Origin of the sequence: Kiloniella spongiae (assembly GCF_001026905.1) — a bacterium.
GTDB lineage: Bacteria > Pseudomonadota > Alphaproteobacteria > Kiloniellales > Kiloniellaceae > Kiloniella > Kiloniella spongiae.
This window is the reverse complement of the sequence record NZ_LAQL01000004.1, coordinates 48,257-60,523: the sequence shown is the minus strand read 5'-3', so window position 1 is coordinate 60,523 and position 12,267 is coordinate 48,257. Positions and strand designations below refer to the sequence as shown.

The 12,267-nt window shown below is 43.6% G+C and carries 13 protein-coding genes; all 13 read left to right on the top strand.

Translation table 11 applies throughout. The features are described 5' to 3' along the window. The first annotated feature begins 36 nt into the window (after positions 1-36). On the top strand, positions 37-1,428 hold the full coding sequence (ntrX, locus tag WH96_RS06765; RefSeq protein WP_047763422.1) for a nitrogen assimilation response regulator NtrX: 1,392 nt from the start codon (positions 37-39) through the stop codon (positions 1,426-1,428). A gap of 27 nt (positions 1,429-1,455) precedes the next feature. Then, positions 1,456-2,832: a Trk system potassium transporter TrkA gene (gene trkA / locus WH96_RS06760; RefSeq protein WP_047763421.1), complete on the top strand. Its 1,377-nt coding sequence runs from the start codon at positions 1,456-1,458 to the stop codon at positions 2,830-2,832. A gap of 49 nt (positions 2,833-2,881) precedes the next feature. Further along, positions 2,882-3,529, top strand: coding sequence for an HAD family hydrolase (locus tag WH96_RS06755; protein ID WP_047763420.1), 648 nt, complete (start codon positions 2,882-2,884; stop codon positions 3,527-3,529). Between the two features lie 159 nt (positions 3,530-3,688). Continuing rightward, complete coding sequence (hfq, locus tag WH96_RS06750; RefSeq protein WP_047763419.1) at positions 3,689-3,949, top strand: RNA chaperone Hfq; 261 nt, start codon at positions 3,689-3,691, stop codon at positions 3,947-3,949. 24 nt (positions 3,950-3,973) lie between these two features. Next, positions 3,974-5,320: a GTPase HflX gene (gene hflX / locus WH96_RS06745; protein WP_047763418.1), complete on the top strand. Its 1,347-nt coding sequence runs from the start codon at positions 3,974-3,976 to the stop codon at positions 5,318-5,320. 161 nt (positions 5,321-5,481) lie between these two features. Continuing rightward, complete coding sequence (gene groES / locus WH96_RS06740; protein ID WP_046509756.1) at positions 5,482-5,769, top strand: co-chaperone GroES; 288 nt, start codon at positions 5,482-5,484, stop codon at positions 5,767-5,769. Between the two features lie 60 nt (positions 5,770-5,829). Continuing rightward, a complete protein-coding gene (gene groL, locus WH96_RS06735; protein ID WP_047763417.1) occupies positions 5,830-7,488 on the top strand; it encodes a chaperonin GroEL in 1,659 nt (552 codons plus the stop codon). Between the two features lie 195 nt (positions 7,489-7,683). Then, on the top strand, positions 7,684-8,703 hold the full coding sequence (locus tag WH96_RS06730; RefSeq protein ID WP_047763416.1) for an adenosine deaminase: 1,020 nt from the start codon (positions 7,684-7,686) through the stop codon (positions 8,701-8,703). 42 nt (positions 8,704-8,745) lie between these two features. Beyond that, complete coding sequence (locus WH96_RS06725) at positions 8,746-9,555, top strand: inositol monophosphatase family protein (protein ID WP_047763415.1); 810 nt, start codon at positions 8,746-8,748, stop codon at positions 9,553-9,555. A gap of 106 nt (positions 9,556-9,661) precedes the next feature. Continuing rightward, the gene (locus WH96_RS06720) at positions 9,662-9,991 is read left to right on the top strand and encodes an NIPSNAP family protein (RefSeq protein WP_047763414.1); all 330 of its coding nucleotides are present in this window, start codon (positions 9,662-9,664) and stop codon (positions 9,989-9,991) included. Next, positions 9,988-10,335, top strand: a complete 348-nt coding sequence (locus WH96_RS06715; RefSeq protein ID WP_047763413.1) for an antibiotic biosynthesis monooxygenase family protein — start codon at positions 9,988-9,990, stop codon at positions 10,333-10,335. The genes WH96_RS06720 and WH96_RS06715 overlap by 4 nt, the downstream gene beginning before the upstream one ends. Positions 10,336-10,438: 103 nt before the next feature. Beyond that, on the top strand, positions 10,439-11,320 hold the full coding sequence (locus tag WH96_RS06710) for an AEC family transporter (RefSeq protein ID WP_047763590.1): 882 nt from the start codon (positions 10,439-10,441) through the stop codon (positions 11,318-11,320). Then, positions 11,313-11,858: a hypothetical protein gene (locus WH96_RS06705; RefSeq protein WP_156176731.1), complete on the top strand. Its 546-nt coding sequence runs from the start codon at positions 11,313-11,315 to the stop codon at positions 11,856-11,858. Before WH96_RS06710 ends, WH96_RS06705 begins: the two co-directional genes overlap by 8 nt. Positions 11,859-12,267: the final 409 nt, after the last annotated feature.

The window sequence follows — 12,267 nt, the reverse complement described above, 5'->3', positions numbered from 1 at the left end:
ATAGAATATTATAACTCATTTAAACAGATTGATTACATGACTCGCGAAATTCTCATTGTTGATGACGAAACAGACATCAGAATGGCCCTGAGTGGTATCCTGGAAGATGAAGGCTATGTTGTCAGGGAGGCTGCTAACAGCCAGGAAGCTCTGGCGACAATTCATGCCCGACGCCCCAGTCTGGTTGTTTTGGATATTTGGCTTAACAATTCTGAACTTGATGGTATTGGCATACTCGAAGCCATTAAGCATGATTATAGTGATTTACCTGTTGTGATGATGTCTGGCCACGGCACGATTGAAACAGCAGTAAGTGCGATTAAGATCGGCGCATTTGATTTTGTTGAGAAGCCGTTTAAATCGGATCGATTACTTTTGATTATTAACCGTGCTATAGAGCTTTCAGAGTTAAGGCGGGAAAATGAGCGTCTTAGAGTAAGTGCAGCTGTGCAGTCATCATTAATTGGTTCATCTGCACCAGTGCTTCAATTGCAACAAGCCTTGGATAAGGTTGCTCCGACTGGTAGCCGTGTTTTGATAACTGGTCCTGCAGGGGCAGGAAAAGAAGTAGTGGCGCGCCAACTGCATCAACAATCCACGCGTCATAATGGCGCATTCGTCGCATTGAATTGCGCCACGATGCATCCTGATCGTCTAGAAAGTGAGCTCTTTGGTACTGAGAGCAAAGGTGACGACGGGGAGATATCCATAAGAGTTGGCACCTTTGAGCAGGCTCATGGAGGAACTCTTTTGTTGGATGAAGTGGCCGATATGCCACTTGAAACGCAGGGAAAAATTGTTCGTGTTTTGCAGGAACAATCCTTTACCAGAGTAGGCGGCGATGTCGAAGTCGAGGTTGATGTCAGGGTTATTGCCTCTACCAACAAGGATCTACAGGCATTAATTGCAGCAGGTGAATTCAGGGAAGATTTGTATTATCGCCTGAATGTTGTTCCACTGATTGTGCCTGCATTGGTTGATCGTCGCGATGATATTCCTGACCTGATTGAATACTTTATGGATCTATCTGCGAAAACCAATGGTATTCCTGCTCGTCCACTGGCCCAGGATGCTATGGCTTCTCTGCAGGCCTATGAGTGGCCTGGAAATGTTCGTCAGCTTAGAAATGTTATTGATTGGCTGTTGATTATGGCACCAGGCGAAGGGGATGAAATGATCTCTGCAGAGATGATGCCGCCTGATATTGGATCTATTTCTCCGTCTGTTTCATCTGGCGGTTCAGGGCAAGAAGATCTGATGGCTTTGTCATTAAGAGAAGCGCGGGAGTTGTTCGAGAAAAGATATCTTGAAGCTCAGATTATGAGGTTTGGTGGAAATATCTCGAAAACATCAACATTTATTGGTATGGAACGATCTGCTTTGCATCGTAAACTGAGAACACTTGGTATTTCGACAGATCGAGGCTAAGGAAATTTACGGATTTAGGATCCTGTTATGAAAGTAGTTATTTGTGGTGCTGGCCAGGTGGGCTTTAACATTGCCCGCTATCTTGCAAGCGAGAATGCCGATATCACTGTGATTGATCGAGATCCTGCATTGGTAAATAAAATTACCGATTCATTGGATGTGAAAGGTGTGGTTGGTTTTGCTTCACACCCAAACATTTTAGAAAAAGCAGGCGCATCCGAAGCTGACATGATTATTGCGGTAACGCATGCTGACGAAGTAAATATGGTTGCTTGTCAGATTTGTCATTCCATGTTCGATGTGCCAACAAAGATTGCGCGTATCCGTGAGCAAAATTATCTGGATCCGATGTGGTCGGATCTCTTTACACGTGATCACATGCCTATTGACGTTATCATTTCACCTGAAATTGAAGTAGCAGCAGCAATTGAAAAACGTCTTCAGATACCGGGCGCATTTGATGTCTATCCGCTTGCTGATGGCAAGGTAAGTTTGATTGGTGTGCATTGTACCGAAGACACACCGATTATTCATACACCTCTTCGGCAATTGACAGAGCTCTTCCCGACGTTGAATGTTGTTGTCGTTGGTATTTTTCGTCAGGGTAAGGGCTTTGTACCGACCCCCGATGATGAGCTGCGTCCTGGTGATGATGTGTACTTGGTCTTGGATCATGGGCACCTGAACCGGACTATGGATGCCTTTGGTCATTCAGAATCAGAAGCACGCAGAGTTGTTATTATTGGTGGGGGGAACATTGGTCTTTATCTTGCCAGAACGGTTGAAGAGAACCACCCTCAAGTAAAGCTCAAGCTTATTGAGCTTGATAAAAAACGCGCTGAATTTGTTGCAAAATCCTTGAAGAGAACTGTGGTTATCCATGGTGATTCTCTTGATGCGGAGATTTTGAATGAGGTTAATATTTCGACAACAGAGACAATCGTTGCAGTAACCAATGATGATGAGGTGAACATCCTTACGTCACTACTTGCCAAGCGACATGGCTGCAAACGTGCTGTGACGTTGATTAACACCACGTCCTATGCACCGCTAATCAGTACTCTGGGTATTGATACGGTTGTTAATCCGCGCAGTATTACCGTGTCCAACATCTTGCAACATGTTCGAAGAGGGCGTATTCGGTCTGTTCATACTATTGCTGATGGTCTTGGTGAAGTTATTGAAGCTGAAGCGCTTGAAACATCAAGCCTTGTTGGTGTGCCAATCCGTGAAGCTAAACTTCCGCCGGGAGTTATTGTCGGTGCAATTGTCAGAGACGGTGAAGTTATTATTCCAAGGGGAGGTACAATCGTGCGATCTCATGATTTGGTTGTTATTTTCTCCGCTGCGGAAGCTGTTAAAAAGATAGAAAAGCTGTTTGCTGTTAAGCTTGAGTTTTTTTAGGAACACGACACAGATTTATCATCTTAAATTATTAGAGACATCATATTTCATGACATCTTCATTCCCCAAAGCTGTTGTCTTCGATTGGGATAATACATTAATCGACAGTTGGATTTCGATCCATCATGCGCTTTCTGTTACCTTTAACGAAATGGGGCAAGATCCCTGGACACTCGAAGAGGTCAAGGACAGAGTTCGTGCCTCGGCACGTGAAAGTTTCCCCAAAATTTTTGGGGATAAAGTCGAGATTGCGACTAAAATTTTCTACAATACTTACGAAGCAAGTCACTTGGATGTCTTGGCGCCTTTGCCACAAGCAAAAGAACTTTTGGAATTTCTTGTGTCACAGGGTGTCTATCTTTCTATTGTGAGCAATAAAAAAGGGTATATCCTTCGTAAAGAGGTCACTCATTTGGGATGGGACGGCTTTTTTCAAAATATCATCGGTGCAAATGATGCCGCTAAAGATAAGCCAGATCCGGGTGTTATGGATTTGGCGTTGAAGGGAAGTGAACTTTCTCAAGATAAAGGGGTATGGTTTGTCGGGGATACGGATATTGATCTTCAATGTGCTCACAACTGTGCTTGTTATCCGGTTCTAATCCGCCCTGATGCTCCTCGAGATGAAGAGTTTATCGAGTGTAAACCTGCTTTGCATTTTGCATCCTGTGGCGAAATGAAAGCATTTTTAGCATAGAAAATTAGGGGATTTTTAAGTCCTGTGTTGATGAGGGGTTGTATTTCCTCAGCATAATGATAAAGAATCTCTCTTGTCCGATTTTCGGGCATAACCCCAAAAGCTAATAATACCAACCAATAAAAACACGTAATAAAAACAAAAAGGGGATTAAACGCGATGGCCGCGGAAAAATCACAGAACGTACAGGATGTATTCCTGAATACGATTCGCAAAAACAAAGTCCCGGTAACGGTCTTTTTGGTAAATGGCGTCAAGCTGCAAGGCATTATCTCATGGTTTGATAATTTCTCTGTATTGCTTCGTCGTGATGCACATGCACAACTCGTATACAAACACGCGATCTCAACAATTATGCCTGCGACACCAGTTCAGCTTTTTGATCCGGGCAAGGACGACGAAGGCGGAGCAGCATCGTAACCTTCACAGGTTTTGCTGATTTATATGGGCTCAAAATTTATTGATGATGGCGTGGACCGTAAAAAAAAGGTCCGCGCCATTGTACTTCATCCGGAATTAAAAAAAGCTTCTCAATCAATCCGTTCTTCTGAAGCGCGGCTTGAAGAAGCTTACGGCTTGGCTTTGGCAATTGATCTAGAGATCATACGCCACGAGGTAATTACGGTTGCCCGACCTAAGCCATCCACTTTGTTTGGTTCCGGTATCATCGAAAAGTATCACGATTATATTCATGCCAACGATGTCGAGGTTGTTATTGTCGATACGGCTTTGACGCCCGTGCAACAGCGAAATCTTGAAAAGGGATGGGAAGCAAAGGTCATTGATCGGACTGGGCTTATTCTTGAAATTTTCGGTGAACGCGCGCGTACCAAAGAGGGTAAGCTACAGGTTGATCTTGCTCAGTTAAGTTATCAGCGTTCAAGATTGGTACGATCTTGGACACACCTTGAGCGTCAGCGCGGTGGTGCAGGCTTTATGGGTGGTCCGGGGGAGCGTCAGATCGAGATTGATAGACGTTTGATTGATGAAAAAATCGTTCGTTTGAAAAGCGATCTTGAAATGGTGAAGAAAACCCGCGAGCTACATCGTTCGGCGCGCCGGAAGGTACCTTTTCCGATTGTTTCATTGGTGGGATATACAAATGCAGGAAAATCGACGCTCTTTAATCGGCTGACTGAATCAAAGGTTTTTGCTGAAGATCTGTTATTTGCAACACTGGACCCAACGATGCGCCGGGTTAACTTGCCATCCGGGCGCGAAATTATTTTATCAGATACAGTTGGATTTATTTCAGAATTGCCAACAGATTTGATCGCCTCTTTCCGAGCCACTTTGGAAGAGGTCAGAGAAGCGAATGTGCTGGTCCATGTAAGAGATGTTTCGCACGAAGATACTGAAGCTCAAAAAGATGACGTTAAGGCTGTTCTGAATGATTTGGAGCTAGATCCGGATATTCAAAAGGATATGATTGAAGTCTGGAACAAATCGGACTTGCTTTCTGAAGAAATAAAATCTTCTTTGGAAATACAATCTGGACATCAGGATACAACGCTTCTTTGTTCTGCAATTACGGGTGAGGGGTGTTCTGAGTTCTTGCATATGGTTGAGCGGCTTCTTGATGCGCAAAACCTTGTTTATGAATTTGAAATTCCCTATGAGAATGGTGCGGCTTTATCCTGGTTACACGATAATGCCAAAGTCCTTGAACAGGATCACCATGAAGAGGGTGTCTGGGTTTCTCTTTCTATTCTTCAGGCTGATGCTGATAAGTTTATCAGCAAATTTGGCATAAATCCGCTCGAAGAAGAGCCAGAAGAACCGGAAGAATAAGAAGCCATTCTAATTATTTTTTTCTCGATTGGTTGACATCCTACTACCCGAGTTCTATATCGCTGTTAGCACTCATTCGGTGGGAGTGCTAACAATAAGAAAACTCTCACCTTGGGTGCCCGAAATTTTTTTGTTTTAATATACTCTGATGGAGTTGATCTATGAGCTTCAAACCTCTTCACGATCGTGTTGTTATTGAGCCGCTAGACCAGGAAGAAAAAACTGCTGGTGGTATCATCATTCCCGATACTGCAAAAGAAAAACCAATGCAGGGTAAAGTTACTGCTGTTGGCAGTGGCGCTCGTTCTGATGATGGCAAAGTTGTTCCTCTCGACGTTAAAGAAGGCGACACTGTTCTTTATGGTAAGTGGTCCGGCACCGAAGTTAAGCTTGATGGCAAAACACTGCTAATCATGCGTGAGTCCGACATTATGGGCATTCTTCAATAATATTAAGCTTTAAATAAGCTTCAATATTACTGGTCCCTGAATTAAAGGAAATTAAAGATTATGGCTGCTAAAGACGTAAAATTTGGTACTGACGCTCGCGATAAAATGCTTCGTGGCGTAGATGTACTTGCAAACGCTGTAAAAGTTACTCTCGGCCCAAAAGGTCGTAACGTTGTTCTCGACAAATCATTTGGTGCTCCACGTATCACCAAAGATGGTGTTTCTGTTGCGAAAGAAATCGAACTTTCTGATAAGTTTGAAAACATGGGCGCACAGATGGTTCGCGAAGTTGCTTCTAAAACCAACGATGTTGCTGGTGACGGTACAACAACTGCGACTGTTCTGACACAGGGTCTTGTTCGTGAAGGCGCAAAAGCTGTTGCTGCCGGCATGAACCCAATGGATGTTAAGCGCGGTATGGATCTTGCTGTTTCTACAGCTGTTGAAGCTCTTAAAGCTTCTGCTAAACAGATCAAAACATCTGAAGAAGTTGCTCAGGTTGGTACAATCTCTGCGAACGGTGAAGCTGAAATCGGCAACATGATTGCTGAAGCAATGGAACGCGTTGGTAAAGAAGGCGTTATCACTGTTGAAGAAGCTAAGTCTCTTGCAACTGAACTCGACGTTGTTGAAGGTATGCAGTTCGACCGCGGCTATCTTTCTCCGTACTTCGTAACGAATGCAGAGAAAATGGTTGCTGATCTTGAAGCACCATACATTCTTCTTCACGAAGCAAAACTGACGAACCTACAGCCAATGCTTCCGCTTCTTGAAGCTGCTGTTCAGTCTGGCCGTCCACTTCTTATCATTGCTGAAGACGTTGAAGGCGAAGCGCTTGCAACTCTTGTTGTGAACAAACTTCGTGGTGGTCTGAAAATCGCAGCTGTTAAAGCTCCTGGTTTTGGTGATCGTCGTAAAGCTATGCTCGAAGACATCGCGATCCTGACTGGCGGTACAGTTGTTTCTGAAGATCTTGGTATCAAGCTTGAGAATGTTACTCTTGATATGCTTGGTACTGCGAAGCGCGTTAACATCTCTAAAGAAGAGACTGTTGTTGTTGATGGTGCTGGTGATCGTGAACAGATCGAAGGCCGTTGCGCACAGATCCGTGCACAAGCTGACGAAACTTCTTCTGACTATGATCGTGAAAAACTACAAGAGCGTCTTGCTAAACTTGCAGGCGGTGTAGCTGTTCTTCGCGTTGGTGGTTCTACAGAAATCGAAGTTAAAGAGCGTAAAGACCGTGTTGAAGATGCTATGAACGCAACACGTGCTGCTGTTGAAGAAGGTATCGTATCCGGTGGTGGTACTGCACTTCTTTCTGCTGTTGCTGCCCTTAAAGATCTTAAAGGTGATAACAACGATCAGAACGTTGGTGTTAACGTTGTTCGTCGTGCACTTGAAGCGCCGATCCGTCAGATCTCTGAAAACGCTGGTTACGAAGGTTCCATCGTTGTTGGTAAGATCACTGAGAAAAACGAAGCCGGTTTCGGTTTCGATGCTCAGACTGGTGAGTACAAAGATCTGTTTGCTGCTGGTATCATTGATCCGGTTAAAGTTGTTCGTACAGCTCTTCAGGATGCAGGTTCTGTTTCCGGTCTGATGATCACAACTGAAGCAATGGTTGCTGATCAGCCAGAAGACAAGTCTGCTGCTCCTGCAATGCCTGACATGGGCGGCATGGGTGGTATGGGCGGTATGGGTGGCATGGGCTTCTAAGCCAGCCAAACAACCGTTTGCTATAAAAAAAGGGAGCCGTTTGGCTCCCTTTTTTTGTGGGGATGATCCTTAGAGGTTCATCAATTTATCCTGTTGATTTAAGGGATTGGCAAAGAAAATCTCTCCGATCTATTTTCAAGAATGGAATTAAAAGTTAGAGTCTAAGTGAGTTAGATATTTATTCGGACAAATTATATGAGCAACTTAACAGACTTTATCAATGCGCTCCCCAAAGCTGAACTACATCTTCATATCGAAGGTTCATTGGAACCGGAAATGATGATGGATTTGGCTATCAGAAATAATATTGATTTACCCTATAAGTCTGTTGAGGAAATTCGTACTGCCTATAAGTTTTCCAACTTACAGGACTTTCTTGATATTTATTATCAGGGGATGAATGTTCTTCAGACGGAGCAGGATTTTTATGATCTGACCTTTGCTTATTTGGAAAAAATCGCCAAAGAAGGTGTGGTCCACGTTGAAGTTTTTTATGATCCTCAAGGACACACAAGCCGTGGCGTTGCATTTTCAACCGTAACAAACGGTATCTTGCGTGCTCTGGATGATGGGCAAGAAAAACTGGGCGTAACCTCAGAGCTTATCATGTCTTTCTTGCGCCACTTGAGTGAAGAAGATGCTTTTGCAACGCTTGAAGAGGCAAAGCCATGGTTCGACGGGCGCATTGTCGCGGTCGGGCTGGATTCAAGTGAAATGGGGCATCCACCTTCGAAGTTTGAGCGCGTTTTTAACGCAGCCCGCGATTTGGATCTCAAGCTGGTGGCGCATGCGGGGGAAGAAGGGCCTTCGGAGTACGTACGTGAGGCAATTGAATTGTTAAAGATTGATCGGTTGGATCATGGTAACAGAACAATTGAGGATCTTGCCTTAACTCGGAAACTGGCAAGCTCTGGTATTGCCTTTACTGTGTGCCCACTTTCAAACCTCAAGCTTTGTGGTGTGGCAAATATGAAAGATCACCCGCTGAAAAAAATGATGCAGGCTGGTCTCAAGGTCACGGTAAATTCCGATGATCCAGCTTATTTTGGCGGCTATATGACCGCAAACTTTTTATCAGTTGTCGAAGCTTTAGACTTGAGCAAGGATGATATTGCTGTGTTGTGTCGCAACTCGATTTCAGGATCGTTCCTGACAGACGATGAGAAACAACAGCACTTGGATCGTATCGATAATGTTGTTTCAAGCCATAGATGACATGATCTGTATCGATCCTACAATAAATCTGTTGGCTGCGTAATGTTCTCAAAGCTGGATAGGGTTGCAGGCCTTCTTAATGAAGTTGCTGAACAGGTGATTTTGCCAAGGTTTCAGAACCTGTCAGAAGGTGATGTTTCATACAAAAAAGGCGGTGAGACCGTTACTGTCGCTGATACAGAGGCTGAAGCTCTGCTTGAAAGGCGGTTGATTGATTTATTGCCGGGTAGTCAGGTTATTGGGGAGGAGAAAGTCGCGAGTTCTCCCGATTTATTACAAAATCTTGATGAGCATGGGCTTACATGGATCATTGACCCTATTGATGGAACGAATAACTTTGCCCGTGGCCGGGATGTTTTTAAAACTATGTTGGCGCTGCTTTATCAGGGCGAAACAGTTGCGGGGTGGATATTAAATCCGGTTAACCAGAGCATGCTTCAAGCACGAAGAGGAGAAGGGGCTTATCAAGATGATCAACGATTGTCTATTCAAGTGTCAGCTAAAGCCCTAAGTGAGAGTGTGGGAACGCTCCATGGCTCTGAAGATCAAGATCCAAAGATCAGAAAAGCGATAGATAAAAACCGGTCAAAACTTAATACAGTGAATACACTACGTTGCGCTGGAGCTGATTATGAACGTCTGGCGACTTCTAAAACCCAATTTGCCCTTTTTACCCGACTAATGCCCTGGGACCATCTGCCCGGTGAGCTTATTCATCGAGAGGCTGGTGGATATGGAGCCTGTCTCGATAGAGCTGCTTATAGTTACAGTGCTTACAGCAAACAAGGGCTGTTACTGGCGCCCACCCAAGAACTTTGGAATGAAATACATCGCAAATTATTTGGCGTTTAGTCTGTGTTGCATATAGTTGTTATTATTTCATACATTCGTTATGTGACGAATCATTTTAACTTTCGTCGGTGGTAATACTCTCTTGTCTTAACGATAAGAGGTTAACATGATTACGTGTATTATTACCTACCAAATTGATCCCTATAAAAAAGATCTGTTTAATACCTATGCCCAGAACTGGGGGCAGGCTATTCCTGAATGTGGGGCCGATTTAATTGGCTATTTCTCTCCCCATGAAGGTTCTACAACAACGGCCTATGGTATTTATAATATTGAGAGTATGGCTGCGTATGAAGTCTATCGACAAAAATTGGCGACACATCCTCTCGGTAAGGCAAATTATGAGTTTGCACAAAAAGAGAAATTCATTCTTAGAGAAGATCGCCTTTTTGTGAAGAATGTCTCTTTACCTCATGCCAGTTTTGTTGCGTCATGATCGCCGTAATTTTTGAAGTAATCCCTGCAAAGGGACAAAAAGATCATTACCTTGCACTGGCAGCTGACTTGAAAGACAAGCTCGAAGATATTGATGGATTTATTTCTATTGAACGTTTTCAGTCTCTTGTTGATGACCAGAAAATTCTCTCACTATCCTTTTGGCGAGATGAAGCTGCGGTTAAGGAGTGGCGTAATTGTTTTGACCATCGGCAAACGCAAATGAAGGGACGAGAAGGGGGGGGGTCTAACTACAGGCTAAGGGTTGCTTGCGTGGAACGAGATTATGGTTTGAATGAAAGAGCGGAAGCTCCTGCTGATTCCAAAGCTCTGTTTTCATACTAGGACGATAACCGATGATGGAAGCCGGATTTTAATCCGGCTTTTCTTTGACATGGTGTCATTTACTTGAAATTGTATGATTCCATTCAACACAAGATTTCGAAAAATGATTGCTGAAATTCTAGGGATTATCTCTCCTGTTTTAATCTGCATTTCCATTGGTTTTATCTGGGCTAAGGCTGGTCGTAAGTTTGATACGCCGATGGTCACTTTTCTGGTAACTTATTTTAGTACACCAGCTCTGGTGTTCTATACATTGGCAACTGTTGATCTTTCTATGGATGCGCTTGTGGCAATGGGGGGCGCCGCAACACTGGCGAATGTAATTTTCGCTATTACGGGCGGCATCTTTCTTATGCTTCTAGGTCTTTCTCAGCGTACTTTTCTGCAATCATTGACCTGGCCAAACGTTGGTAATATTGGCTTGCCACTTTGTCTTCTTGCCTTTGGTGAAGAGGGGTTGGCTTTGGCGATTGGCTTCTTTGCTGTTTATGTTGTTATCCAGTTGACCATTGGTGTTGCATTTGTATCTGGGCAGTTTTCAGCAAAATCACTGGTTACGATGCCGATTATTCCAGCTACACTTATTGCGACAGGTGTTCTGGTGGCTGATCTTACGGTTCCTGAATGGATTTTAAATACGACAAAACTAATTGGTGACTTAACAATACCTTTGATGCTCATTACGCTTGGGGTTTCCCTGGCCAGTTTGAAGGTTGTTAATCTTGGCCGAAGCTTTGGGTTAGCCACCTTTAGATTAGGGGGTGGTTTCCTTGTTGGTTTGAGCATTGTATGGTTGCTTGGGCTAGAAGGACCTGCGGCAGGTGTTGTTATTTTGCAGTGCGCTTTGCCTGTTGCTGTTTTTTGCTATCTCTTTGCCGAATTGTATGAAAGAGAGCCGGAAGAAGTTGCGAGCCTCGTGGTGATCTCAACAACGCTCTCAATTGTTACCTTGCCAATTTTAATGTGGTTTGTTTTACGTGTCTGATATCTCAAAATCTAATGAAGCTTTATCCCTTGCATTAAACTGTCCAATTAGTGACGGCATTCTTAAGTGGTGGGCGAATTATCAATCATCCAAGGGAACGCTTCCGTCTATGGAAGAGTTTGAGGTTTTTGAGTTTCCAAAGTCTCTCTCTCATCTTGCTGTGTTTGCGTATGATGAAAGACGAAATGATTATCTGTGTCGGCTTGCTGGTGAAATGGTCAATGCTTCCCATCTTACCACCTTAAAAAATTCTCTCTTGAGTGAAGTGTACGAGCCCGAGCTAGCCATAAAAATAAGAACAGATTGGAACCGGGCTTTTGATACAAAAAAAGTATTGTGTGTAACAGCAAAATTAGATCATCCAAGTGAAACTCTTTATTCTTGGCGACATATATTGCCTGTGCACTTGGAAGGACGGGCTGGCAAAGTTATTTTGAGTCTGTCAGTTTATAACTATGATTCAGCTTATTATCACGATAAATACCCCAAGAAAGCATATCAGGATTATCAATTATCAGCCGACGATATTTTGTATTAAGGAGAGCTTTACGCCTTGATGTAAAGCTTTGGGTACTCGATTTGATCTTTCTAATTTGGGGGAGATCAATCCTTGAATACCGCTTCTGCTGGTTTAAATCATCAGTTCGATAATTTTGCATTGGGTGTTAATTGGGAAGCGGATAGTAAGGGTAATTACAATGCCAGGATGGGGTTTTCATTTAGCCTAGGGCATGACCGAACTCGGATGAGATTTGCTCTTAATGATAGTACATTAGTTGACCCTTTCTGAGTATCATCGAGGAAATCTAAAAAATAATATTACGCTCGGGAACGACAACGACATTGCAATTTCCTGTTATCAAGACTGGGGAAACCGATGGCTTGTGATCCTAAAAGGTATGCACATAACGCAGATGGTAAAATTGAAGTGATAGAAAAAGTAGTGC

What these genes read in the sequence shown, in the direction of transcription:
- ntrX (WP_047763422.1), top strand. Translation starts at nt 37, where the DNA reads ATGACTCGCGAAATTCTCATTGTTGATGACGAAACAGACATCAGAATG.
- trkA (WP_047763421.1), top strand. Translation starts at nt 1,456, where the DNA reads ATGAAAGTAGTTATTTGTGGTGCTGGCCAGGTGGGCTTTAACATTGCC.
- WH96_RS06755 (WP_047763420.1), top strand. Translation starts at nt 2,882, where the DNA reads ATGACATCTTCATTCCCCAAAGCTGTTGTCTTCGATTGGGATAATACA.
- hfq (WP_047763419.1), top strand. Translation starts at nt 3,689, where the DNA reads ATGGCCGCGGAAAAATCACAGAACGTACAGGATGTATTCCTGAATACG.
- hflX (WP_047763418.1), top strand. Translation starts at nt 3,974, where the DNA reads ATGGGCTCAAAATTTATTGATGATGGCGTGGACCGTAAAAAAAAGGTC.
- groES (WP_046509756.1), top strand. Translation starts at nt 5,482, where the DNA reads ATGAGCTTCAAACCTCTTCACGATCGTGTTGTTATTGAGCCGCTAGAC.
- groL (WP_047763417.1), top strand. Translation starts at nt 5,830, where the DNA reads ATGGCTGCTAAAGACGTAAAATTTGGTACTGACGCTCGCGATAAAATG.
- WH96_RS06730 (WP_047763416.1), top strand. Translation starts at nt 7,684, where the DNA reads ATGAGCAACTTAACAGACTTTATCAATGCGCTCCCCAAAGCTGAACTA.
- WH96_RS06725 (WP_047763415.1), top strand. Translation starts at nt 8,746, where the DNA reads ATGTTCTCAAAGCTGGATAGGGTTGCAGGCCTTCTTAATGAAGTTGCT.
- WH96_RS06720 (WP_047763414.1), top strand. Translation starts at nt 9,662, where the DNA reads ATGATTACGTGTATTATTACCTACCAAATTGATCCCTATAAAAAAGAT.
- WH96_RS06715 (WP_047763413.1), top strand. Translation starts at nt 9,988, where the DNA reads ATGATCGCCGTAATTTTTGAAGTAATCCCTGCAAAGGGACAAAAAGAT.
- WH96_RS06710 (WP_047763590.1), top strand. Translation starts at nt 10,439, where the DNA reads ATGATTGCTGAAATTCTAGGGATTATCTCTCCTGTTTTAATCTGCATT.